The organism is Nocardia sputi, from assembly GCF_023501985.1.
Window position 1 is genome coordinate 220,279 of sequence record NZ_JAMFLC010000015.1, and the last position, 23,107, is coordinate 243,385.

The following is a 23,107-nucleotide window of genomic DNA, read 5'->3' on the forward strand; positions in this document are numbered from 1 at the left end:
GATCCGCTCCACAACCGTCGGTCTGCGAAGTGTGGCGGGCCCGACCGGTGGTGAATCGCTCAGGCCGGGCTACCGGCCAGCAGCGCGCCCAACGCGCGCAGGTGGTCGGTGCTCGCGCCGAGGGCGAACTCGTTGTGTTTGGCGGCGGTGAAGTAGTTGTGCACGATGTGGTCGCGGTCGATGCCGACGCCGCCGTGCACGTGGACGACGGTGTGCGCGACGCGGTGGCCGGCGTCGGCGGCCCAGAACTTCGCGGTGTGCACCGCCTCGGCGGCGGGCAGGTCCTCCGACAGCAGCCACGCCGCCTGGGTCACCGCCAGGCGCAGGCCTTGGACGTCGATATAGGCGTCGGCGAGCCGTTGCGCGACGGCCTGGAAGCTGCCGACCGCCTTGCCGAATTGCTCACGCTCCCTGGCGTAATCGGCGACCAGATCGAGCGCGCGTTCCAGGGTGCCCAGCTGTAGGGCGCTCAGGCCGAGCCAGGCGCGCACGAGGATCCAATCCAGGATCTCCGGGCCTCCGGATACAGTGCCGACCAGTTCGGCGGGCGTGTCGGTGAGTTCGACCACGAACTCCGGGCTGCGGTCGACGACCTGCTGCGCCGTCACCGTCGCCGCCGACGGATCGACCAGGAATACCGCGGCGGTCCCGGACACCGTGGCGGGCACCAGGATTCGCTCGGCCCGGTTGGCGAAGGGCACCGTGGTCTTGGCGCCGGTCAGCCGCCAGCCGTCATCGGTCTCTACCGCGGTCGTGGTCGGGGCGGCCGGTTCCCAGTTGCGCTCCTCGGCCAGCGCCACCGTGAGGACGACGCCGCCCGCGCCCGCCCGGGTGGCCAGATCCTGTTGCGCCGTATCGCCGAATCGCGCCAGCGCGCCCGCGCCGAGCACGATCGACCACAGATACGGCACGGCCGCGAGGTGCTTGCCCAGCTCACGCAGGATGGCGGTCTGCTCGAGCGAGCCGAGATCGCTGCCGCCGACCGATTCGGGCAGGGCCGCCGCGAGCACACCGGTCTCGGCCAGCGAATGCCACAGCGGCTGGTCGAATCGCTCGGCGTCCGCTTCCGCTCCGCCGCCACGGTTGCCGTCGAGTTCGCGCAGCCGGTCGGCGGTGACCAGCTTGCCGCACACCTCGCCGGTCAGCCGGGCGAGATCCAGTTGGGCTTCGGTGGGAGTGAAATCCATGGTGGGGTACCTGCTTTCGATCAGCGCGCCGCGGCAGGCTGCTTGAGGGCGGTCATGGCGATGATGTCGCGCTGCACCTCGTTGGTGCCGCCGCCGAAGGTCAGGATGAGCGCGGCGCGGTGCATCCGTTCCAATCGCCCGCGCAGTTGCGCGCCGGGGGAGTCCTGGCGCAGGTACGCATGCGGACCCAGCACCTCCATGAGCAACCGGTAGGCCTCGGTGGCCAACTCGGTGCCGTACACCTTGCAGGCCGAGGCGTCCCACGGCCGCGGAGCCGCATCGCCGCCCGCGTCGGCCCGGCTGGCGATCTCCCAGTTCAGCAGCTTGAGGTATTCGACCTTGGCGTGCACCTTGGCCAAGTTGAGCTGCACCCACTCCCGGTCGATCACGCGGGATCCGTCGGCTGCCTTGGTGTCGCTCGCCCACTCGACGGTCTGACGCAGCGCCAGCGCCAGCGGCGCGGCCGAGGTGAGCGCGACCCGCTCGTGGTTGAGCTGGTTGGTGATGAGTGCCCAGCCGCCGTTCTCCTGACCGACCAGGGCGCTCGCGGGCACCCGGACGTCCTGGTAGTAGGTGGCGCTGGTGTCCGGTCCCGCCATGGTGTGCACGGGCGTCCACGAGAAGCCTTCGGCGGTGGTCGGCACGATGAGCATGCTGATGCCCTTGTGCTTCTTGGCCGTCGGGTCGGTGCGCACGGCCAGCCAGACGTAATCGGCGTAGGCGATCAGGCTGGTCCACATCTTCTGGCCGTTGATCACGTAGTCGTCGCCGTCGCGGACCGCGGTGGTGCGCAGGCTGGCCAGGTCGGTGCCCGCGCCCGGTTCGGAGTACCCGATGGAGAAGTGCAATTCACCGGCCGCGATCTTGGGCAGGAAGAATTTCTTCTGCTCCTCGCTGCCGTAGTGCATGATCGTGGGCGCGACCGAGTTGATGGTCAGGAACGGCACCGGCGCGCCCGCGATCGCGGCCTCGTCGGTGAAGATCAGCTGGTCCATGGTGGGCCGGTCCTGGCCGCCGTACTCCTTGGGCCAGCCCAGCGCCAGCCAGCCGTCGTGGCCCATCTGCTGGACCACCTCCCGGTAGACGTTGCCCTGCCCGTACTCGCCGGTCTGCGCGCTCAGGGCCGCCCTTCGTTCAGGGGTGATGAGCCGCGCGAAGTAGTCGCGCAGCTCAGCGCGCAGCTGCTCCTGTCGGGGCGTGTACGCAATGCGCATCGCAATACCTCTTGGGGATGGTCGGCCGACCGAGCTTGCGGAGTCGGCGGGGGTGGGCAGGGCCGAGCCTTCGTTGGATCGGGTTCCCCCGATCATTGCATATGGACTGAAACATGTTCCAGTATTGATAGTGAATCCCCCGATGACGCCGCGGTGGAGCGGATCGGCTTGTTACGCTTCCGCCAACGTGGTGGTAAAGGAGTTGCCATGAAGATCAGTGTCGATCCGGACCAGTGCGAAGCTAACGGAATCTGTGTCGGAATCGCCCCCGACGTGTTCGAACTCGATGACGAGGACGTGCTGCACATCGCGAACGCCGACGTGCCCGACGATCGGCTCGCCGATGTCGAGGATGCCGTCGCGCAGTGCCCCAAGGCCGCGCTGCGGCTACAGTGACCGACCCTTGCCGTAAGTTGGAACACGTTCTAGAGTCGGCCGCGTGAGCAATGATCTGAGCCTTGCGGGCCGAGTAGCGATCGTGACCGGCGGCGGAGCTGGACTTGGGCGGGCCGAAGCGCTCGCGCTCGCCGGGGCCGGCGCGTCGGTGGTGGTCAACGACCTCTCGGAGTCCGACGCGGTCGCCGACACGCTCGGTGAGATCCGGGCGCTCGGCGCCAAGGCGGAGTTCGTCGCGGGCAGCATCGCCGAGCGCGCGACCGCCGACGCGCTGATCCGCACCGCGCAGGAATCCTTCGGGTCGGTCGACATCGTGGTCAACAACGCGGGCATCACACGCGACCGGATGCTGTTCAACATGTCCGACGAGGACTTCGACGCGGTGCTCGCGGTGCACCTGCGCGGGCATTTCCTGTTGTCGCGCAATGCCGCCGCCTACTGGCGCGGCAAGTCGAAGCAGGCGGGCGCGCCGGTCTACGGCCGGCTGATCAACACCTCGTCGGAAGCGGGATTGCTCGGCCCGGAGGGGCAGGCGAACTACGGCGCCGCGAAGGCGGGCATCACCGCGCTGACCCTCTCGGCCGCGCGGGCACTGTCGCGCTACGGGGTGCGCGCCAACGCCATCGCGCCGCGTGCGCGCACCGCGATGACCGAGGCGGTGTTCAGTCCGGCCCCGGAAGGGAAGCCCGATCCGCTGTCGCCTGAGCACGTGGCACGACTGGTCGCCTACTTGGCCTCGCCTGCGGCGGATGCGGTCAACGGGCAGTTGTTCATCGTCTACGGGGGAATGGTGGCGCTCATGGCGGCGCCGGTCGTCGAGCGCCGATTCGACGCGGACGCGGGGCAGTGGTCGGCTCAGGACCTCGCCGACACGCTGGGCGGCTACTTCGCCGATCGTCCGGAGGGGCGGACCTTCTCGGCATCTTCGCTGATCGACCTGGGGTGAGCGGCGGCGGCTTGCCGCCGGTGTGCTACTGATCAAGTGTCCAGCTGTTGATCGGGGGATCGGTGCTTGGTAGACATAGGGACGGGTTATGTCCTACCTCACAAAGGTGGGATCATTTCCCTCTGACACCGGTTTCAAATAAATACGCCGATTTTTCGAGAAACTGCACTTCAAAAGTGTGAAAAGTGCTTCCGGCAACACGGTGAACATGTTCTAATCGTACCGGCGGTGCGGCCACGGTGAAGATTCGCGCCGTGTTGCTGTATACGCCGGTTGAGCAAGGAGGATCGCGGATGAACGAGGTCCTTGCCGTGCCGTTGCGGGCTGTCGGTGGCTTCTTCGAACTCACCGCCGATGTCGCACGTTCGAGCGTGCGCAGACCCTTTCAATGGCGGGAGTTCATCGACCAGTCCTGGTTCATCGCGCGGGTATCGATCGTGCCCACATTGCTGGTGGCCATTCCGTTCACCGTTCTGGTGAGCTTCACGCTGAACATTCTGTTGCGGGAGATCGGCGCGGCCGATCTCAGTGGGGCCGGCGCCGCGTTCGGTTCGGTCACCCAGGTCGGGCCGATCGTCACCGTGCTGATCGTCGCGGGGGCGGGCGCTACCGCGATCTGCGCCGATCTCGGCGCTCGCACGATCCGCGAGGAAATCGACGCGATGCGGGTGCTCGGCATCAATCCGGTCCACCGCTTGGTGGTCCCCCGCGTGCTCGCCTCGATGTTCGTCGCGTTGATGCTCAACAGCCTGGTGTGCACGATCGGCATCGTCGGCGGATTCCTGTTCTCGGTGTATTTGCAGGACGTGAACCCCGGTGCGTTCGTCAATGGCATCACGCTGCTCACCCATCTGCCCGAGCTGATCATTTCGGAGGTGAAAGCCGGGTTGTTCGGGCTGATCGCCGGACTGGTCGCCTGCTATCTGGGCCTGAATGTCAGAGGTGGACCCAAGAGTGTCGGTGATGCGGTGAATCAGACCGTAGTCTTCGCTTTTATGGCCCTGTTCGTCGTGAACGTGGTGGTCACCGCCGTCGGCATCAAGTTCACGGTGCGGTGACGCGATGGCCTTCGTAATCGAATCCCGCTTTCCCCGCACCATCCGGCGGATGCGCCGGATGTCGGACTCGCTCGATTCGGTGGGCAAGCACGCCGTGTTCTATGCCCAGGCGATCGGTTCGATTCCGCGGGCGCTGCTGCACTATCGCACCGAGACCATCCGGTTGATCGCCGAAATCAGCATGGGTAGCGGCGCGCTGGCGGTGATCGGCGGCACGGTGGTGATCGTCGGGTTCCTCACCCTCTTCGCGGGCGGCACCATCGCCGTGCAGGGCTACAGTTCACTGGGCAATATCGGCGTCGAGGCGCTGACCGGCTTCTTCGCCGCGTTCATCAACGTCCGCATCGCGGCGCCGGTGATCTCCGGCATCGGCCTGGCCGCCACCATCGGGGCAGGCGCCACCGCGCAGTTGGGCGCGATGCGGGTCGCCGAGGAGATCGACGCGCTGGAGTCGATGGCGATCCGGCCGGTGCCCTACCTGGTCGGCACCCGCGTGCTGGCCGGGATGATCGCGATCGTCCCGCTCTACGCGCTCGCGGTGATCGCCTCGTTCCTGGCCAGCCGGTTCGCCACCGTGGTGATCTACGGGCAGTCGGCGGGCGTCTACGACCACTACTTCTCCACGTTCCTCATCCCCAGCGACATCCTCTGGTCGTTCGCCCAGGCGATCTTCATGGCCTTGGCGGTCATGATGATCCACACCTACTACGGCTACAACGCCGCGGGCGGGCCGGTCGGCGTGGGTGTCGCGGTGGGCAACGCGGTGCGGGCCTCGCTGGTCGCGGTGGTCACGGTGACGCTGCTGATCTCGCTGGCCATCTACGGCACCTCCGGCAACTTCCATCTCTCCGGATAAGCGACATGGCGGAATCGAAGCAAACAGACAGCCGCCTTCTGCGGGCGCTGCGCGGCGGGCTCGGCCTGAAACTGGCCGGGGCCGCGATGGTGCTCGCGCTGGTCGCCGTCGTGACGGTCGCGATGATCATGTTCGTCGGCGGATTCACGTCCACGGCCACCGTGACGGTGGACGCGCCGCGCAGCGGCCTGGTGCTGGACCCGGACGCCAAGGTGAAGGTCCGCGGGGTCGAGATCGGGCGCGTCGCGTCCGTCGACCACACCGCCGAAGGCGCCAGGTTGAAGCTGGCCCTCGATCCGGAACTGCTGAAGCTGGTGCCGTCCAACGCGGACGTCGACATCAGGTCCACCACGGTGTTCGGCGCGAAGTACGTCAACTTCGTCGTGCCGCCGCAGCCGTCGACGAAATCGCTGCAACCGGGCGCGGTCGTCACGGCGCAGCGGGTGACCGTCGAGTTCAACACGCTGTTCCAGCACCTGTCCGACGTGCTCGCCCAGATCGAGCCGGAGAAGCTGAACGCCACGCTGTCCGCACTGGGCACCGCCCTGCAGGGACGCGGCGAGAAGCTGGGCGAACTGCTCGAGCGCAGCGATGCCTACCTGCGCGACATCAACCCGTATCTGCCCACGCTGCAACAGGATCTGGCGAAGACCGGCGAGGTCACCGACCTGTACGCCGACACGGTGAACGACCTGCTGCGCACGGTGGACAACTTCCGGGTCACCGGCAACACCCTGACCCAGGAGCAGGACAGCCTGGACAACGTCCTGGTGAATCTCATCGGGCTGGCCGACACCACCGGTTCGGTGCTGCGCGAGAACGAGAACCAACTCGGCACGGCGCTGGACCTGCTGCGCCCGACCACCGGACTGCTGGAGGAGTACGCGCCCGCGCTGTACTGCCTGATCGGCGGCCTCGGCAAGGCGCTTCCGCTGGGTGAGGCGGTCTTCGGCGGTCTGCAGGAGGGCGTCGCGCTCAACACCGGCTTCATGTACGGCGCGAAGCCCTACACCTATCCGGAGGATCTGCCCAAGGTCAACGCGACCGGCGGTCCGCAGTGCGCCGGCCTGCTGGACCGCGAGCCGGGCAGCCACGCCGACTACGTCGTCACCGATACCTCGGAGGGACTCGTGTACACACCGTCGACGACGCTGACGGTCAACCCACCGAAGATCTTCCAGCTCCTGTTCGCCGGACTACCGGGGGTGCCGCGCCCGTGAGGAACACCGCGACGACCGTCAAGCTGGCCATTTTCACGCTGGTGATGACGCTGATCTTCGCCGGCTTGGCGGTCGTCTTCAGCCAGATGCGCTTCGCGCGGGAGAACGGCTACCACGCCGTGTTCACCAGCTCATCGGGCATGCTGCCCGGCGCGAAGGTGCGCATCGCGGGCGTGCCGGTCGGCTCGGTCACTTCCGTGCGGGTCGGCAAGGACTATCTGGCGCACGTCGAGTTCGACGTCGACCGCGAGTACCGGCTGCTCACCAGCACCCGCGCGGCGATCAAATACGAGAACCTGGTCGGCGACCGATATCTCGAGCTGGCGGAGGGGCCGGGCTCGAACCGCGTGCTACAGCCCGGCGGGACCATCACCAAGGAACAGACCGCGCCGGCACTCGATCTCGACATGCTGCTCGGCGGGTTCCGTCCGCTGCTGCGCGGCCTGGATCCCGGCCAGGTCAACGACCTGACCAACGCCTTGCTCCAGATCTTCCAGGGCCAAGGCGGCACGCTGGTGTCCTTGCTCAACAGCGGCGGCTCGTTCGCCAAGACGCTGGCCGACCGGGACGCGCTGATCGGCAGCGTGATCGACAACCTGAACACCGTCCTGCAGACCATCGATCAGCGCGGTGACCAGTTCGCCACCACGATCGCCGAGTTGCAGCGCCTGATCAGCGGCTTGGCGGCCGACAAGGACCAGATCGGCGACGCCATCCCGCGGATCGCCGGGGCCACCGGCGATCTCACCGACTTGCTCGCCCAGGCCCGTCCCGACCTGCAGGGCACCATCGAGCAGACCGGACGCCTCGCGACCAACCTCGACGCCGGGTCCGACACCGTCGAGTGGGTGCTGCAGCGGCTGCCCGAGACCTATCGGCAGCTAATACGCATCGGCTCCTACGGTTCGTTCCTCCAGCTCTACGTCTGCTCGACGAACTTCCTGGTGGACGGCCCGAACGGACAGACGATGAAGATCAACATGCCCGGGGCGCAGACGACCGGAAGGTGTGCGGACAACCGATGAACGAGCAGCGATCACCCGCCATCACCATCGGCATCGTCGGCATCGTGCTTGCGGTGGCGGTGGCGCTGTCGGCACTGCAATTCGACCGGCTGCCGTTCATCCGTTCCGGCGCCACGTTCACCGCCTACTTCGCCGACGCGGGCGGACTGCTGCCCGGCGACGCGGTCCAGGTCGCGGGCGTGCGGTCCGGGCGGGTCGAGGACGTCAGCCTGGACGGCGCGAAAGTGCTCGTCCGGTTCACCCTCGCGGAATCGATCGTGCTGGGGGAGAAGACCTCCGCGGCGATCAAGACCAACACGGTGCTCGGACGCAAGTCGCTGGAGGTGACGCCGTCCGGCCCCGGCGCGCTGCGCGCCGACGACACCATCCCGCTCGACCGCACCACCTCGCCGTATTCGCTCAACGAGGCGTTGAGCGACTTGGCCGGCACGGTGCACGGCCTGGACATGGAGCGGGTCGACCAGACGCTCGACGCGCTCTCGGCGACGTTCGCCGACACGCCGGCGCCGCTGCGCTCGGCGCTCGACGGTGTCACCGCGCTGTCGCGCAGCATCAACGCGCGCGACCAGGCGCTGTCGGATCTGTTGCGCCGGGCGCAGAACGTGACCAAGATCCTCGCCGACCGCGGCAACCAGATCAACGCGCTGCTGCTGGACGGCAACGAGCTGCTCGGCGAGCTGGACCGGCGGCGTACCGCGCTGGGACAGCTGATCGTGTACGTCAACGGGCTCGCCCAGCAGCTGTCCGGCTTGGTCGCCGACAACGAGGCGCAGCTCGAGCCCGCTCTGGACAAGCTGAACTCGGTGCTGGCGCTGTTGCAGCGCAACAAGCAGAACCTCGCCGACGCACTGGTCGGGCTCGGCCCGTTCGCGGCGGCGCTCGGCGAGCAGGTCGGCAGCGGCCCGTACTTCCAGGCGTACGTGATCAACGCCGCGAGCAAGACGCTGCAACCTCTGGTGGACGCGCTGGTGTGGCCGCAGCACCTGCCGCACGATCTGCAGAGCTACCTCACGCCGCCCCCGTCGATCGAACCCGCGATACAGGAGCCGCCGCGATGAGTGGGCACAACCCGTCCATCCTTCACCCGTCGCGAGCCGACGACCGACCGGCCCCGACGACAGGGGAGTCGCGTCCGGGGGGATGCGCATGCTGAGCGTCGTCGTACGGAAACTGCCCCGATGGGCGCTGGTGGTGGCCGGGGTCGTGGTCGCCGCGCTGGTGGTCGCCGTCGCGTGGAACGGCATAACCCGGATCGGGACCACCAAGGTCACCGCCTACTTCCCGTCCACCTCCGGCCTGTACGCCGGTGACGACGTGCGGGTCCTCGGCGTCCAGGTCGGCCGGATCGACTCGATCGAACCCGGCCCCGACCGGGTGAAGGTGACCATGACCCTCGATCGCGGTGTCGATGTCCCCGCCGACCCCAAAGCGGTGATCATCTCGCCTTCGCTGGTGTCGGCGCGCTTCATCCAGCTCGCGCCCGCCTACACCGGCGGCCCGAAGCTGACCGACGGCGGCGTTATCCCGATCGAGCACACCGCGGTGCCGGTCGAGTGGGACGACATCAAGGCCGAGTTGTCCAAGCTCGCCACCGCTTTGGGCCCGGTCGGTGACGACAAGCAGGGTTCGTTCGGCCGGTTCGTCGACACCGCCGCCGAGAACCTCGACGGCAACGGACAGCGGTTCCGCGACACCCTACGAGAACTGTCGGCCACGCTGAGCACGCTCTCGGACGGTCGCACCGACCTGTTCGGCACCGTGCGCAACCTGCAGAAGTTCGTCGAGGTGCTGTCGGCGAGCAACGAGCAGATCGTGCAGTTCGGCGGGCGGCTGGCGTCGGTGTCCTCGGTGCTGGCCGGCGTCTCGGCCGATCTCGGCGCCGGGCTGGACAATCTGGACACGGCGATAGTCGACGTGCGCCGTTTCATCGACGGCAGCGGCGCCGAACTCACCGAGGGTGTGCAGCGGCTGGCCGACGCCACCCAGGTACTGGTCGACAAGCGGCCGGAACTGGAACGGGTCCTGCACTCCGGCCCGACCGCGCTGGTGAACTTCTACCAGATCTACAAGCCGGCCCAAGGCACCCTGACCGGCGCGATCGCGTTGAACAACCCCGCCGATCCGCTCGGCTTCCTCTGTGGTTCGGTCCGCGCGCTGGAGACCAACGACTCCGATCGCAGCGCCGACCTCTGCGCGCAGTACCTGGCGCCCGTGATCAACAGCCTGAGCATGAACTACGTGCCGATCATGACGAACCCGGCCAGCGGCGTCACCGCCTTCCCCGACCAACTGGTGTACACCGATCCCAGCCTGGCCGGGCGGGTCGAGAGCCAGACCCCGGCGCAGCCGCAGCCCGCTCCGGTGCGCGTGCCGGACGGCATCGCCGGGCTGGCGATCCCGGGGCTGACAGGAGGAGTGCGATGATGCCGACGCGGCGAATGCGCCGCACCGCCGCCGTCGCGGTGGGGCTGGCGGTGGCGCTCGGCGTCTGCGGCTGTGAGTGGGACGGCCTGAACTCGCTGCCGATGCCCGGCACCGAGGGCACCGTGCCCGGCTCCTACCAGGTGCGCATCCAGATGCCGAACGTGACCACACTGACCAGGAACTCGCCGGTCCGGGTGCACGACGTGACGGTCGGCACCGTCTCGAAGATCGAGGTGGAGGACTGGCACGCGCTGGTCACCGTGACGCTCAACCCGGACGTGGACCTGCCCGCCAACGCGGTCGCGAAGATCGGTCAGACGAGTCTGCTGGGATCCAACCATCTCGAGCTCTCCGCCCCGGTCGATCAGCCGCCGGAAGGGCGGTTGCGGGCGGGCGATGTCATCCCGCTGGCGCGGGCCGGAACGTTCCCGACCACCGAGCAGGTGTTGTCCTCGCTGTCGGTGGTGCTCAACGGCGGTGGCGTCGCACAGCTGGAAACCATCACCCGGGAACTCAATTCCGCGCTCACCGGGCGGGAGGAGGCCATCCGGGACCTGCTGCCGCAGCTCGACGCGCTGACCACGAACCTGGATCGCCAGACCGGCGACATCATCGCCGCCATGAGCGGACTGGACCGGCTCGGTGGCCAGCTCGCCGAACAGCGTGACGTGGTGGCGGCGGCCATCGAGCAGATCCATCCCGCGTTGACCGTGCTGGCCGACCGCAGGGCGAACATCACCAGGGCGCTCAGCGCGCTGGGCGAGCTGAGCGACGTAGTCCGGCGCATCGTCGACGCCAGCGGCAACGACCTGAAGGCCAATCTGCGCAGCCTCGTGCCTGCGCTGAAGTCGCTGTCGGATACGGGCGGCAACCTGACCGAGGCGCTGAAGATCCTGGCCACCTTCCCCTTCCCGATGAAGAATCTGGACCACGCGATCAAGGGCGATTACCTCAACCTGTTCATGACCGTGGACATCACCGGACGCCGCCTGGATTCGAACTTCCTGACCGGAACGCCGCTGGGCGGGCGGTTCGGCGGCGTGGAAGGCGCCCTCGGCAGCTTCGCGCCCGGCACGGCCGCGCAGAACGGCGACCCGGCCACCGGGCCGCTGCAGGCGCCGCCGCCCGCGGAGAGCCAGCCCGCTCCGACCATTCCTGGTCTGCCGCCGATACCCGGCCTGCCCGCCATTCCCGGGCTGACCGTGCCCTTGCCGGGCAACTCCGCGCCACAAGGGGGTCCGGGACAGTGAAGCTCACCCGGTTCGTCCGTACCCAGCTGATCATCTTCTCCGTGCTGACGGTGATCGGCCTGGTGATCATGGGCGGGACATACGTGAAGCTGCCCGCGATGTTCGGCATCGGGCGCTACGAGGTCACGGTGCAGCTGGCCGCGACGGGCGGTCTCTACCCGACGGCGAACGTCGCCTACCGCGGCACGAACGTCGGTGTGGTGAAAGAGGTCCGGCTCACGCCCGTGGGCGTCGACGCGCGACTGTCCATCGCCAGCGACTACAAGATCCCCGCCGACGTCGACGCGTGGGTGCGCAGCGTCTCCGCGGTCGGCGAGCAGTACGTGGACCTGGTGCCCGCCGAGAACCGCACGGGCGGAAACCTGCGCGACGGCAGCGTGATCCCGGTGGAGCGCACCAAGCTGCCGCAAGACGTCGGCGCGCTGCTCGACCAGGCCGACCGGTTGCTGTCGAGCGTCGCGGACACCCGGCTGCGGCAGGTCATCGACGAGGCGTTCCTGGCCTTCAACGGCGCCGGACCGGATCTGCAGCGGTTCATCGACTCCGCGTCGCTGCTGGTGCAGGAAGCGCAGGCCAACGCCGAACCGACGAAGCAGTTGCTCGACCAGATCGGGCCACTGCTGGACACCCAGACCCGCTCGGACGCGGCGATCCGTTCCTGGACCGCCGATCTGGCGACGGTCACCGATCAGCTGCGCGGCCACGATCCCGCGTTGCGCGGTGTGCTGCGCGAGGGCCCGTCCGGGATGCAGCGGGTGACCGACCTGTTCGACGATCTGCGTCCGACGCTGCCGCTGCTGCTGTCGAACCTGGTCAGCGTCGGCCAGGTCGCGGTCACTTATCACGCCGGCCTGGAGCAGATCCTGGTGATCTACCCGCCGCTGGTCGCCGCGCTGCTGACCGCGGTCCGCGGCCCGCTGGAATACGGCGCGCTGGTCGACTTCATGGCGTTGGTCAACGACCCGCCCGCGTGCACCACCGGCTTCCTCCCACCGGACCAGCGCCGCTCGCCGAGCGAGCTCGACACTCCCGACACCCCGCCCGGCCTGTACTGCAAGGTGCCGCAGGACGCGCCCGAGGCGGTGCGCGGCATCCGCAACACGCCGTGCGTGGAGGTGCCCGGTGTGCGCGCCCCGACGCCGGAACTGTGCCGGACCGGGTACGTTCCGGTGGGCGACAACCCGCCGTTCGGGCCGCCGCAGCCGGTCGCGCCCGCGGCAGCGCCGGCGGCGGAGCCCGACGAACCCCCGGTCGTGGCACCGGCGAGTTACGGCGGCGACACACCCGCCGCCGCCCGCGCGTACGACCCGGCCACCGGCGCGTACATCGGCACCGACGGGCGGACATACCGACAGGGCGATATCGGACCGGGCGGTTCGGGCACGGTACCGTCGAGCTGGCAGGCGATGCTCGAGGAGCAGCAACGATGAGTGAGAGCAACGGAGAAGGCCACCGCTCGCGACGGCGTGCGGTGCGCTCGGCCGGGCCCCCGGTCGAGGAGAACGCGACACCCACCGGCGCGAAGACAGCGGCGCCCGAGGTTCCCACTGCCCGCGAGACCGCGCCCGCCGCCGATAGCGGGACGAGTTCAGTTGCGGCCGAGTCGGACCTCCCGGCCGCCCCGGCACCGGTCACGGGCGATGCGATTGATGCGACCACCGACGCGGACACGGCGGTCGCACTGACGAAAGCAGACGCGCAGTCGTCCCCCGAGGCGACGCCGACCGAACAGAAGACCGCTCCCAGCAAGGGGCCGCAACCTCCCGCGAGTGCTCGCGACCGCTGCCGCCGCGTTGCTGGTCATCGCGCTGGTATGCGGTGCGGCCCTCTCGGTTCTCGCGATGCGCTCGGCGCACGAACGCGACGAGCGGCGCGCCGAATACGTCGAGACCGCCAGGCAGGCGGTCGTCAACCTGACCACCATCCGCGCCGATTCGGCCAAGCAGGACATCGACCGGATCCTCTCGCTGGCCTCCGGCGAGTTCAAGACCGAGTTCGACGGCCGGGTCGACCCGTTCACCAGCATCGTGCAGCAGGCCAAGGTGGTTTCCAGCGGCGAGATCGTGGAGGCCGCGCTGGAGAGCGACGACGATCGCTCCGGGCGGGTGCTGGTCGCGGCCAAGCAGACGCTGACCAACGCGGGCCAGGCCGAGCCGCAGACCAGGTATTACCGGTTCCGGGTCACCGTGTCGCGCGGCGACACCGGGCTGACCGTGTCCGATGTGGAGTTCGTGGCATGAGCGGCGACAGCAGGAACGGAATGCGAGCCAGGATCCTGCTCGCGGTGCTCGGGGTGGTGGTCGCGGCCGCCGCGGTGCTCGGCGGCGTGAACGGCTACCGCTACTGGGATGACCGGCAGGCCGAGCAGTCGCGCAAGGACGCGGTGGCGACGGCGGGGCGCACCGCCGAGGCCATGTTCACCTACACCCCGCAGACCGTGGACACCGAGCTGCGCAAGTCCGCCGACAATCTCACCGGCGACTTCCGCGAGGACTACCTGACGCTGATCGATAAGCAGATCGCGCCGGGCGCCAAGGAGAAGCAGCTCACCGTCACCGCGACCACGCAGGCGGGCGGCGTCATCTCCGCCGACCGCTCGCACGCGCAGGTTCTGCTGTTCCTCAACCAGGTCATGACCAGCAAGGACACCCCGCAGGGCACCACTACCGGCAGCCGCGTGCGCGTCAGTTTGACGAAATCCGACTCGCGCTGGCTGGTCGAGGCGGTCACCCCGGTCTGAGACGGGTGGCCGCGGCCGATGCGCCGCTAGGACTCCGACGACGGCCTGCGGGGTAGCCGCACGGTGAACGTCGTCCCCATCTCGGTCGAACTCCGGACGCCGACCTCGCCGCCGTGCGCGGTCACCAGCGCCTGCACGATGGACAAGCCGAGCCCGGTGCCGCCGCTGGACCGGGCGCGTGAGGCGTCGGCGCGATAGAAGCGCTCGAAGACACGTTCGGCCTGCTCCGGCGGCAGACCGGGGCCGGTGTCGGCCACCTCGAGCAGCACGTCGTCGGGGCCGGGCGTCAGCAGCACCGTCACCTTCGCGTCGGGCGCGGTGTGCGTGACGGCGTTGTTCAACAGATTCGTCAGAACTTGGCGCAGTCTTGCCTCGTCGCCGACCACCTCGAGCGTTCCCTCGCCCGGTTCGATCTTCAGCTCGACGGTGCGGGCGGGGCCGTCGGCCTGTCCGGCGGCGACCACGGCGCGCGCGTTGTGCACCGCGTCGCTGGCGACGGCGAGCAGGTCGACCGGGCCCAGTTCCAGCGGGCGATGGGCGTCCAGTCGCGCGAGCATCAGCAGGTCTTCCACGAGCACGCCCATCCGCTGGGATTCCCGCTCGATGCGGTCCATGAACGCGGCGGGCTCGTCGGTGGCGCCTTGGCGATACAGTTCGGCGAACCCGCGGATCGTCGTCAGGGGGGTGCGCAGCTCGTGACTGGCGTCGGCGATGAAGCGGCGCATGCGTTCCTCGGACCGGCGCGCCGCCTCCTCGGACGCGGCGGTCGCGGTGAAGGCGCGCTGGATCTGCGCGAGCATGCCGTTCAGCGACCTGGACAGCCGGTCCACCTCGGTGTCGGCGCCGCGCACGGGGACGCGGCGGTGCAGGTCGCCGCGGGCGATGGCCGCGGCGGTGCTCTCCACCCGGCGCAGCGGCCGCAGACTGCGCCGCACCACGAAGTACGCGATCACCCCCAGCACGGCCAGCACGATCGCCCCGACGATCAGTTCGAGCATCACCAGCCGGTGCACGGTGTCGGTGTTCTGGGTGAGCGGCAACGCCACCGTCGTGGTGCCCTCCGGCGTGCGCAGTGTCAGCGCGCGCCACTGGATCGGTGCTCCGTCCACGGAGCCGACGGTGTACGGCTCTGGTCGCGGTGTCGATGGCAGATCCGGCACGGCGTCGACGGCGAACGCCCGGAGGAAGAACACGTGCCCGTCACTACGCACCGAGCGCACATAGAACTGGCTCGGAGCGTGACGCGATTCCGCGGGCAGCACCGGCGGTGGCGGTCCCCGCCTGGACCATTCCATCGCGCCCTCGCGCAACTGCTGGTCGGTCCGGTCGGTCAGCTGCTGTTCCAGGGCCGAGGTGACCACCATGCCCGAGACGAGCAGGCCGAGCCCGGCGGTGAGCACCAGCAGAACCGTCAGCGTCACACGCAGTGGGACCGCCGAGAGCAGACCGGATACCTTCGCGCGCGCCGTGACGAGCCGGCCGGGGCTCATGTACCGCTCTTGCGATGGGGCGCGCGCATGACGTAGCCGACCCCGCGCAGAGTGTGGATCAACCGTGTGTCCCCGGTGTCCACCTTCTTGCGCAGGTAGGAGACGTAGGTCTCCACCACGCCGACCTCGCCGCCGAAGTCGTAGCGCCACACGTGGTCGAGGATGCGCGGCTTGCTCAGCACGGTGCCCGCGTTGACCATGAAGTAGCGCAGCAGCGTGAACTCGGTGGGCGACAGGGCGACCGGCTCGCCCGCCTTCCACACCTCATGGGTGTCGTCGTCGAGCTCGATGTCCTCGAAACGGATCCGCGGACTCTCTCGCTGCGGCGCGGCGTGACCCGCGCGGCGCAGGATGACCCGCAGCCGGGCCACCACTTCTTCCAAGCTGAACGGCTTGGTGACGTAGTCGTCGGCGCCCAGCGTGAGGCCGGTGACCTTGTCCTGCACGTCGTCGCGCGCGGTCAGGAACAACACGGGCGCGTCGATGCCGTCGGCGCGCAGCCTGCGCAGCAGGCCGAAGCCGTCCATCCCCGGCATCATCACGTCCACGATGAGCGCCTGCGGACGGAAAATGCGCGCCTTGTCCAGCGCTTGGGCTCCATCGGCCGCGGAGTCGACCTCGAAGCCCTGGTAGCGCAGGCTCACCGCGAGCAGTTCGACGATCATCGGCTCGTCGTCGACAACCAGGACCCTGGCCTCGGGGGTCTGCCGCACGGGCGCACCACTCATGGCTACATGGTCCGGCATCCGGCTGCGAGGTTCCTGGACCAAAGCTGGGTGATTGCTGTGAACGCGGGCTTCAGCGGTCGCGGTCCTCGGGGAAGACGTCCTCGTCGGTGAGCAGCGCGCTGCCCGCGACCTGGTCCTGCGCCAAGGCGTCCAGGAATGCCCGCGCCCAGCGATCCACGTCGTGGGCCAGCACCTGCCTGCGCAACGCGCGCATCCGCCTGCGTTTGACGTCGCGCTCGTCCTCCAGCGCGGCGACGATGGCGTCCTTCACGTCGTCCAGGTCGTGCGGGTTGCAGAGGTAGGCCTGCCGAAGTTCGGCCGCGGCGCCGGTGAACTCGCTCAGCACCAAGGCGCCGTTGAGCCCGCTGTGACACGCGACGTACTCCTTGGCGACCAGGTTCATGCCGTCGCGCAGCGGCGTCACCAGCATCACGTCGGCGGCCACGAAGAACGCGACCAGTTCGTCGCGCGGGATGGGGCGGTGCAGGTAGTGCACCACCGGGTAGCCGACCCGGGCGAACTCGCCGTTGATCCGGCCGACCTGGCGTTCGATGTCGCCGCGCATCTGAATGTAGCTCTCGACCCGCTCGCGACTGGGGGTGGCCAGCTGGATCATGACCGTGTCGGCAGGATCGACCCGGCCGTCGATGAGCAGCTCCTCGAGCGCGTTGAGCCGGATATCGATGCCCTTGGTGTAGTCCAGCCGGTCCACACCGAGCAGGATGTTCTTCGGATTCCCCAGTTCGGCTCGGATCTTGGCGGCGCGCTCGCGCACCGACCTGCGGCGGGAGTGTTCGTCCAGCTCGGCCGACGCGATCGAGATCGGGAACGCCCCGACCCGCACCGTACGGAACCCGACCTGGACGACGCCGAGCTTGGAGCGCACGCCGACCGAGCCGCGGGAGGTCGGTTGACCGGCCAGCCTACGGGCCAGGTAGAGGAAGTTCTGCGCGCCGCCGGGCAGGTGGAAGCCGATGAGGTCGGCGCCGAGCAAGCCCTCCACGATCTCGGTCCGCCAGGGCATCTGCATGAACAGCTCGACCGGCGGGAACGGGATGTGCAGGAAGAAACCTATGGTCAGGTCCGGGCGCAGCATGCGCAGCATCTTGGGCACCAGCTGGAGCTGGTAGTCCTGCACCCATACGGTCGCGCCCTCGGCGGCGACCTTCGCGGTGGCCTCGGCGAAGCGCCGGTTCACGGTGACGTAGGCGCTCCACCATTTGCGGTCGTAGACCGGACGCACGATCACGTCGTGGTAGAGCGGCCACAGCGTGCCGTTGGAGAAGCCTTCGTAGTAGTCGGCCACCTCTTGGGCCGACAGCGGGACCGGATGCAGTTCGAGGCCGTCCTCGATGATCGGGTCCACGTCGACGTTGGGTACGCCCGCCCAGCCGACCCACGCCCCCTTGTTGTTGCGCAGGACCGATTCCAGCGCGGTGACCAGACCGCCCGGGCTGCGTTTCCAGCGGGTGCTGCCGTCGGGCAGTCGTTCGAGGTCGACGGGGAGCCGGTTGGCGACGACGACGAAACCGGAGCCCGCGCCGGAGCCGGGGTTGTTGTCCGCCGCGGTCTCGGCGATCGAGGTCTGTCTGGCGTGCTCGGAGTCGTCGGACGGGTTCATCTGGTCCACTCACGCATCCTTTGCGCGTTGCTGTATCCCGCTGGAGTTGTGTGGTCGACGTCGCCGTTGGCGTCGAGAACGAGGTTATTCGCCTCGAGCGTTCGGTCCAATACCCAACATGGACAACAACATCCGGCACTCATCGGCGTCCTCGGCGTAAGCAGCGACCACCCGCTGCGCCTGACGCGCGGTTTCGTCGGCGAGCGGTTCCAGATCGTCGTCCGCAATGTCGTTCGCGCTGCCCTTCGCGGCCATCGTCAAGTCCTCCCGGCTTCGTGCGCACTTACCCTGCGAAAAGCCAATGGTATGCGACGCTGGGGGGTGCGCCCGCCGGGGCGTTGGCCGAAGGGCGGCGCCCGCCGTCAGGGCACCCCGGTCGGTGCGCCGATCCCCGCGGTCCCTATACCGTGGGGGAAGCGCAGCACCAACTCCACGAAAGGGTCGATATGCCGCTGGCCACGGTGAACGGGATTTCCCTCAACTATCAGGTGAAGGGTGACCGCGCCAAGGGCACCGACGCCAAGGGCTCCGCACCGCTCGTGGTCATGATCATGGGCACCGGCAGCCCCGGCCGGGTATGGGAGCTGCACCAGGTCCCCGCCCTGGTCGCCGCCGGTTACCGGGTGTGCACCTTCGACAATCGCGGCATCGCGCCGTCCTTCGAGGCCGCCTCCGGCATGACGATCGATGATCTGGTCGCCGACACCGCCGCCCTGATCGAGTTCCTGGGCGAGGGCCCGGCGCTGGTGGTGGGCACGTCGATGGGGGCGCGCGTGGCGCAGGAACTGGCGCTGGCCCGCCCCGACCTGGTGCGCAAGGCGGTCTTCATGGCCGGACACGGGCGGCTGGACCAGTTCCAGAAGACGCTCTCGCTCGGCGAACACGAACTCGACGCGAGCGGGGTGAAGCTGCCGCCGAAATACGAGGCGGCGATCACCGCGGTCATGAACCTCTCGCCCGCGACCATGGCCGAGTCGAATGCCGCGCGCGACTGGCTGGACCTGTTCGAGTTCACCGGCGGGCCGGTCTCCCCCGGTATCCGCGCTCAGCGCAGGATGGACCACGATTTCGACCGGGTGCAGGCCTACCGGGCGATCCGCGTGCCCTGCCTTTCGGTCGGATTCGCCGACGACCGGATGATTCCGCCGTATCTGTCCAGGGAGATCGCCGAGGTGATCCCGGGCGCGCGGTACCAGGAGGTACCGGACGCCGGGCATTTCGGATATTTGGAGCGGCCCGAAGCGGTCAACAAGATTCTCCTGGACTTCTTCGGTGGCTGATTGCGAGTCGGCCGAAGTGACGACGGTCGGGGTGACAGCATAGGTAAGCGCCCAGGCGTAACGTCTTGCTTGCTAGTGTCGAAACAACGCTCGGGTTCGCTCGGCGCCAGGGTTTCGTAGTAACCCGGCACCGTGTGAACCAGGAGCGATCCCGTACATAGCGCCAGTATCCAGTGAGGTGAAATTGAGCACCAACCCCTTCGATGATGAAGACGGCCGCTTCTTCGTCCTGGTCAACGACGAGGAACAGCATTCCCTGTGGCCGGCCTTCGCAGAGGTTCCAGCCGGGTGGCGAGTCGTATTCGGTGAGGACAGCCGCGCCGCCTGCGTCGAGTACGTGGAGAAGAACTGGACCGACATGCGCCCGAAGAGCCTGCGGGACGCCATGGCCGCCGACGACGCGGCCCGGCAGGGCGCCCAGTCCTGATCGGTCCTGTGAGTGCCGCGCCCACGGCGCGGTAGGTTCGCGGCTCCGTCATGGCTCGCGTCCCGGCGGCCGCCGCTCGCGACTTCGTCGTGGGCGGGTGGTCGCTCGGACCGGAGCGGAGCCGCGAACGAGCACTGCTCGATCTCTCTTCACTCGAAAGCGGTTGTCTGGTTCGCAGGCCCGGATCGGCGTCGAACGCCGGTTCTGTTGTCACACAGTCGGCGAGCCCGGTTATGATGACAACCGCTTTCCCGCCTCCTTAGCTCAGTGGTAGAGCACTCGCCTTGTAAGCGAGCGGTCGTCAGTTCAATCCTGACAGGGGGCTCTGTCCGCCGTTGCGCGTTTCGGGGCTCGGTGGTAGACCGTGCCGAGTCGTAAGCGCGCGGTCGTCGGCAAGGGGGAAGGGGTTTGTCGATCGCTGTGCGCATCGAAGCGCAGCGTCGGGGCCGAGGTGACCGGATTCGGGTCAGTGTCCTCGCAGGGGCGGGAGTTCGCTTCGGTCATGCCATGGCTCAGGGGTGGATGATTCGCGGATCCCGGCTCGAATGGGCGACTGTCGTCGCGGTCCCGGGTAGGCGCTGGCGTGGCGCGGTACCGTCCGGTTCGAGTTCACCGCTTCGCCGACGATGGCCGACACAGTGCGCGGCAACGACTTGCGCCGGACGAGTCCGGATCAATTTCGACAGAAGACTTGGGGGAAGGTCATTCCATTCCAGCGAGGCGGGCTCAGTACACCGTCCGACCAGTATGGCGCCATCCAGCGAACGGTCAGCATATCTGACTACCGACCGACGAGCATGTTTCCGGCTAAGAGTCTGTTTGTAGTCTGGTGTGCGCAAACAGATCTCGTGAAAGGCCTGTTCAGGTCACGCGCAAACACCGGATGGGCCACAAACGGGACATGACGGCATACTTCGCGCACATTCGGGAAAATCTAGGTGCGTCGGGATCCTCATCTGCCGAAAGTTGTTGAGATGTACGAATACAACGCGACGCTGCCGACCGATACGCGGGCTCGTACGACCCAGGGGGTGCGCGATGACTGAGCTGATCGATTTCTCCGCCGCGCTGATCGAGCCGCAAGCGATCAAGGACGCCGGATACGCGGGCGTCATCGGCTACTTCAGTGATTCCCGTCCGGGCACGAATTTCGGTGCGAAACCGCTGCGGCGGGAATATTGCGACCGATTGCGCGCCATCGGGCTCGAGATAGTGACCAATTACCAGTACGGCAAGGGTGAGACGTCGGACTGGAAAGGCGGTTACGAGGCGGGCGTGCACCATGCGCGGATCGCGCTCGATTACCACTTCGCGGCAGGCGGGCCCGGATATCGTCCGCTGTATGCCCCGGTCGACGCGAATCCATCGCTGCAGGAATGGAATTCGCTGATCGCACCTTTTCTGCGTGGCTGGGCATCGGTTGTCGGTTTGGAGTGGACCGGCATGTACGGGAATGCGCGCTGCATCGAGTGGGCGCTCGAGGACGGCGTCGCCACGTGGTTCTGGCAACACAACTGGTCCGGCGATTCCTCGATCAACGGCGACCATCCGGCCGCGCACATCCACCAGATCCGCATCGACCGCGACCAGGTCGCAGGTGTCGTGGTGGATGTCGACAAAGTTCTCGCCGACGACTACGGCCAGTGGTCGAAGGCGGTGCCACCGAATCCGAACACAGGGGGAACAGTGCAGAAGCCGGAGTACGTCGAATTGGACCGAATGGGCAACTCCGCGTCCAGCCGCCACGGTGCGCGCGTGGAGAACTTCCTGCTGCACACGCAGGAAGGTAACGGGACAGCCGAGAGCCTGGCCAACTACCTCAACAATCCCGCGAACGGGGTGAGCTACCACTACACCGTCCGCGATCGCGTCGTCGTCGACGTGGTCGACACCGATCTGGCCAGCTGGTCGGTGCTGGACGCGAATCCGTTCACGATCAACCTCTGCTTCGCGGGCAGCCGCGCCGCATGGAGCCGCAGCGACTGGCTGCGCATCCGCGACGACATCCGGATCGCGGCCTGGCTCGCCGTGCAGGACGCGCGCAAGTACGGGTTCGACACGCATGTCATCGCGCCGCCCTACCAGCGGCGCCAGGGGATCTCCGACCACAAGTACGTCACCGAGTGCCTCGGTATCGGCACGCACACCGACGTGGGCCCGAATTTCCCCTGGGACGTGTTCGCCGACGACGTTCGCGGCTTCGCCACCGGCGAGCCGGGCGGATCGGAGCCGAACGCGATCAACGATTGCGCGGCCGCGAATCCGTGGCTGGGCAACCGGATCACGGAAGGGGAGATCGCTACGCCCGACGGCTCAGGGCGCTTCGCCCAGTTCGAGCACGGTTACATCTATTGGCACCCGGACACCGGCGCGCACGCCATCCCGGAGACGCTGTGGGGAAAGTTCGAGCAGTTGGGCTGGGAGGCAGGGCCGCTCGGCTACCCGATCACCGGCCGCACCGTCCTGCATGGGCCGGACGGCAGGCCTTGGGGTGAGGTGCAGGGTTTCCAGGGCGGCGCGCTCTACCGGCGGCAATCGAGCGCTGACGTCTACTGGGTACACGGCGCGATCCGCGACCGCTGGAACCGATCGGGTTGCGAGGGCGGGCCGCTGGGCTGGCCGATGAGCGACGAGATCCCCTGGGACACCGGCGCCTATCAGGATTTCGAGCGCGGTCGGATCTATTGGACTCCGGCCCAGACGCTGGCGACGGTCGCGGTCGGCGGGGTGGACACTCCGCTGCACGACGTGGCGAGCTGACGCGAGCGCCCCGCTTCAGTCGGGGACGTTGGCGCCGTGGCCGAGGTCCCGCAGCGCCTGCTTGATCTTCCCTTGGGCCTCGTCCAGGGACTCGGGGCTCGGGTTCGGGTCGGCGCCGGAGATGTCGAAGTCACCCATCGAGAAGGCCGGGAAGACGTGCACGTGCAGATGTGGCACTTCCAAACCGGCGATCAGCAGACCGGCGCGCGGCGCGTCCCACGCCGCGCGTACGGCCTGGCCGATCTTCTGGGCGACCGCGGTCAGCCGCGCGAAGGTGTCGGCGTCGACGTCCTGCCACTGGTCGATCTCCTTGCGGGGCACCACGAGGGTGTGGCCCGGAGTGACCGGAGCGATCGTGAGGAAGCCGACGAACTCGTCGTCCTCCCAGACGAAACGGCCCGGGAGCTGACCGGCGATGATCGCGCTGAAGACAGAAGCCATGTTCGGCAGCGTAACCCGGCCCGTGCGCCGAGGCGCCGGACCGG

At 68.2% G+C, this 23,107-nt stretch carries 22 protein-coding genes and 1 tRNA gene; 16 read left to right on the forward strand and 7 right to left on the reverse strand.

Annotated features, from left to right (window positions below; translation table 11 throughout):
• Positions 1 to 59: 59 nt before the first annotated feature.
• Together M8859_RS20690 and M8859_RS20695 are read right to left on the reverse strand one after the other, a co-directional pair.
• Complete coding sequence (locus tag M8859_RS20690; protein WP_195140289.1) at positions 60 to 1,187, reverse strand: acyl-CoA dehydrogenase family protein; 1,128 nt, start codon at positions 1,185 to 1,187, stop codon at positions 60 to 62.
• Positions 1,188 to 1,207: 20 nt separating this feature from the next.
• Complete coding sequence (locus tag M8859_RS20695) at positions 1,208 to 2,401, reverse strand: acyl-CoA dehydrogenase family protein (protein ID WP_159924777.1); 1,194 nt, start codon at positions 2,399 to 2,401, stop codon at positions 1,208 to 1,210.
• Positions 2,402 to 2,608: 207 nt separating this feature from the next.
• On the opposite strand from M8859_RS20695, the gene M8859_RS20700 reads away from it, so the two are divergent.
• The 12 genes from M8859_RS20700 (at position 2,609) to M8859_RS20755 (ending at position 14,316) form a co-directional block, all read left to right on the forward strand.
• Positions 2,609 to 2,797 (forward strand): ferredoxin, encoded by a 189-nt coding sequence (locus M8859_RS20700; protein ID WP_043686375.1) that lies wholly within the window; start codon positions 2,609 to 2,611, stop codon positions 2,795 to 2,797.
• Positions 2,798 to 2,840: 43 nt separating this feature from the next.
• The gene (locus tag M8859_RS20705) at positions 2,841 to 3,743 is read left to right on the forward strand and encodes a 3-oxoacyl-ACP reductase (RefSeq protein WP_159924779.1); all 903 of its coding nucleotides are present in this window, start codon (positions 2,841 to 2,843) and stop codon (positions 3,741 to 3,743) included.
• A 293-nt stretch (positions 3,744 to 4,036) separates the two neighbouring features.
• The gene (locus M8859_RS20710) at positions 4,037 to 4,801 is read left to right on the forward strand and encodes an MlaE family ABC transporter permease (RefSeq protein ID WP_159924781.1); all 765 of its coding nucleotides are present in this window, start codon (positions 4,037 to 4,039) and stop codon (positions 4,799 to 4,801) included.
• A gap of 4 nt (positions 4,802 to 4,805) precedes the next feature.
• Complete coding sequence (locus M8859_RS20715) at positions 4,806 to 5,657, forward strand: MlaE family ABC transporter permease (protein ID WP_159924783.1); 852 nt, start codon at positions 4,806 to 4,808, stop codon at positions 5,655 to 5,657.
• Between the two features lie 5 nt (positions 5,658 to 5,662).
• Positions 5,663 to 6,877 (forward strand): MCE family protein, encoded by a 1,215-nt coding sequence (locus M8859_RS20720; protein ID WP_159924785.1) that lies wholly within the window; start codon positions 5,663 to 5,665, stop codon positions 6,875 to 6,877.
• Complete coding sequence (locus M8859_RS20725; RefSeq protein WP_249644715.1) at positions 6,874 to 7,902, forward strand: MCE family protein; 1,029 nt, start codon at positions 6,874 to 6,876, stop codon at positions 7,900 to 7,902. Before M8859_RS20720 ends, M8859_RS20725 begins: the two co-directional genes overlap by 4 nt.
• Positions 7,899 to 8,960 carry an MCE family protein gene (locus M8859_RS20730; protein ID WP_159924789.1) on the forward strand — a complete coding sequence of 354 codons (1,062 nt, stop codon included), beginning with the start codon at positions 7,899 to 7,901 and terminating at the stop codon, positions 8,958 to 8,960. Before M8859_RS20725 ends, M8859_RS20730 begins: the two co-directional genes overlap by 4 nt.
• An 88-nt stretch (positions 8,961 to 9,048) precedes the next feature.
• On the forward strand, positions 9,049 to 10,326 hold the full coding sequence (locus tag M8859_RS20735) for an MCE family protein (RefSeq protein WP_372492925.1): 1,278 nt from the start codon (positions 9,049 to 9,051) through the stop codon (positions 10,324 to 10,326).
• Positions 10,323 to 11,576: an MCE family protein gene (locus M8859_RS20740; protein ID WP_372492926.1), complete on the forward strand. Its 1,254-nt coding sequence runs from the start codon at positions 10,323 to 10,325 to the stop codon at positions 11,574 to 11,576. The genes M8859_RS20735 and M8859_RS20740 overlap by 4 nt, the downstream gene beginning before the upstream one ends.
• Positions 11,573 to 13,006, forward strand: coding sequence for an MCE family protein (locus M8859_RS20745; RefSeq protein WP_195070282.1), 1,434 nt, complete (start codon positions 11,573 to 11,575; stop codon positions 13,004 to 13,006). The genes M8859_RS20740 and M8859_RS20745 overlap by 4 nt, the downstream gene beginning before the upstream one ends.
• 339 nt (positions 13,007 to 13,345) lie before the next feature.
• Positions 13,346 to 13,816 (forward strand): Rv1363c family protein, encoded by a 471-nt coding sequence (locus M8859_RS20750; RefSeq protein WP_249644718.1) that lies wholly within the window; start codon positions 13,346 to 13,348, stop codon positions 13,814 to 13,816.
• Positions 13,813 to 14,316: a h domain protein gene (locus tag M8859_RS20755; RefSeq protein WP_249644719.1), complete on the forward strand. Its 504-nt coding sequence runs from the start codon at positions 13,813 to 13,815 to the stop codon at positions 14,314 to 14,316. Before M8859_RS20750 ends, M8859_RS20755 begins: the two co-directional genes overlap by 4 nt.
• Before the next feature lie 26 nt (positions 14,317 to 14,342).
• Here the strand turns inward: M8859_RS20755 and M8859_RS20760 are convergent, their stop codons facing one another.
• From M8859_RS20760 to M8859_RS20775, 4 genes are all read right to left on the reverse strand, one after another.
• A complete protein-coding gene (locus M8859_RS20760; RefSeq protein ID WP_249644720.1) occupies positions 14,343 to 15,806 on the reverse strand; it encodes a sensor histidine kinase in 1,464 nt (487 codons plus the stop codon).
• On the reverse strand, positions 15,803 to 16,534 hold the full coding sequence (locus M8859_RS20765; RefSeq protein ID WP_195070285.1) for a response regulator transcription factor: 732 nt from the start codon (positions 16,532 to 16,534) through the stop codon (positions 15,803 to 15,805). Before M8859_RS20765 ends, M8859_RS20760 begins: the two co-directional genes overlap by 4 nt.
• Before the next feature lie 70 nt (positions 16,535 to 16,604).
• A complete protein-coding gene (locus tag M8859_RS20770) occupies positions 16,605 to 18,155 on the reverse strand; it encodes an alpha,alpha-trehalose-phosphate synthase (UDP-forming) (RefSeq protein ID WP_159930909.1) in 1,551 nt (516 codons plus the stop codon).
• Positions 18,156 to 18,239: 84 nt separating this feature from the next.
• Complete coding sequence (locus tag M8859_RS20775; protein WP_169334155.1) at positions 18,240 to 18,410, reverse strand: hypothetical protein; 171 nt, start codon at positions 18,408 to 18,410, stop codon at positions 18,240 to 18,242.
• Positions 18,411 to 18,601: 191 nt separating this feature from the next.
• Between M8859_RS20775 and M8859_RS20780 the strand changes: the two genes are divergently transcribed.
• From M8859_RS20780 to M8859_RS20795, 4 genes are all read left to right on the forward strand, one after another.
• The gene (locus M8859_RS20780; RefSeq protein WP_159930904.1) at positions 18,602 to 19,435 is read left to right on the forward strand and encodes an alpha/beta fold hydrolase; all 834 of its coding nucleotides are present in this window, start codon (positions 18,602 to 18,604) and stop codon (positions 19,433 to 19,435) included.
• A gap of 184 nt (positions 19,436 to 19,619) precedes the next feature.
• Positions 19,620 to 19,862, forward strand: coding sequence for an MbtH family protein (locus tag M8859_RS20785; protein WP_011207082.1), 243 nt, complete (start codon positions 19,620 to 19,622; stop codon positions 19,860 to 19,862).
• Positions 19,863 to 20,115: 253 nt separating this feature from the next.
• Positions 20,116 to 20,187, forward strand: a tRNA-Thr gene (locus tag M8859_RS20790).
• A 713-nt stretch (positions 20,188 to 20,900) separates the two neighbouring features.
• Complete coding sequence (locus tag M8859_RS20795) at positions 20,901 to 22,622, forward strand: glycoside hydrolase domain-containing protein (RefSeq protein WP_249644721.1); 1,722 nt, start codon at positions 20,901 to 20,903, stop codon at positions 22,620 to 22,622.
• A gap of 15 nt (positions 22,623 to 22,637) precedes the next feature.
• On the opposite strand, the gene M8859_RS20800 is transcribed toward M8859_RS20795, so the two are convergent.
• Positions 22,638 to 23,063, reverse strand: a complete 426-nt coding sequence (locus M8859_RS20800; protein ID WP_159930902.1) for an HIT family protein — start codon at positions 23,061 to 23,063, stop codon at positions 22,638 to 22,640.
• Positions 23,064 to 23,107 lie beyond the last annotated feature (44 nt).

Coding starts and splice junctions, on each gene's coding strand:
- M8859_RS20770 (WP_159930909.1), bottom strand. CDS start 18,155: ATGAACCCGTCCGACGACTCCGAGCACGCCAGACAGACCTCGATCGCC.
- M8859_RS20765 (WP_195070285.1), bottom strand. CDS start 16,534: ATGAGTGGTGCGCCCGTGCGGCAGACCCCCGAGGCCAGGGTCCTGGTT.
- M8859_RS20735 (WP_372492925.1), top strand. CDS start 9,049: ATGCTGAGCGTCGTCGTACGGAAACTGCCCCGATGGGCGCTGGTGGTG.
- M8859_RS20710 (WP_159924781.1), top strand. CDS start 4,037: ATGAACGAGGTCCTTGCCGTGCCGTTGCGGGCTGTCGGTGGCTTCTTC.
- M8859_RS20700 (WP_043686375.1), top strand. CDS start 2,609: ATGAAGATCAGTGTCGATCCGGACCAGTGCGAAGCTAACGGAATCTGT.
- M8859_RS20740 (WP_372492926.1), top strand. CDS start 10,323: ATGATGCCGACGCGGCGAATGCGCCGCACCGCCGCCGTCGCGGTGGGG.
- M8859_RS20760 (WP_249644720.1), bottom strand. CDS start 15,806: ATGAGCCCCGGCCGGCTCGTCACGGCGCGCGCGAAGGTATCCGGTCTG.
- M8859_RS20755 (WP_249644719.1), top strand. CDS start 13,813: ATGAGCGGCGACAGCAGGAACGGAATGCGAGCCAGGATCCTGCTCGCG.
- M8859_RS20690 (WP_195140289.1), bottom strand. CDS start 1,187: ATGGATTTCACTCCCACCGAAGCCCAACTGGATCTCGCCCGGCTGACC.
- M8859_RS20720 (WP_159924785.1), top strand. CDS start 5,663: ATGGCGGAATCGAAGCAAACAGACAGCCGCCTTCTGCGGGCGCTGCGC.
- M8859_RS20730 (WP_159924789.1), top strand. CDS start 7,899: ATGAACGAGCAGCGATCACCCGCCATCACCATCGGCATCGTCGGCATC.
- M8859_RS20800 (WP_159930902.1), bottom strand. CDS start 23,063: ATGGCTTCTGTCTTCAGCGCGATCATCGCCGGTCAGCTCCCGGGCCGT.
- M8859_RS20715 (WP_159924783.1), top strand. CDS start 4,806: ATGGCCTTCGTAATCGAATCCCGCTTTCCCCGCACCATCCGGCGGATG.
- M8859_RS20775 (WP_169334155.1), bottom strand. CDS start 18,410: ATGGCCGCGAAGGGCAGCGCGAACGACATTGCGGACGACGATCTGGAA.
- M8859_RS20780 (WP_159930904.1), top strand. CDS start 18,602: ATGCCGCTGGCCACGGTGAACGGGATTTCCCTCAACTATCAGGTGAAG.
- M8859_RS20695 (WP_159924777.1), bottom strand. CDS start 2,401: ATGCGCATTGCGTACACGCCCCGACAGGAGCAGCTGCGCGCTGAGCTG.
- M8859_RS20795 (WP_249644721.1), top strand. CDS start 20,901: ATGACTGAGCTGATCGATTTCTCCGCCGCGCTGATCGAGCCGCAAGCG.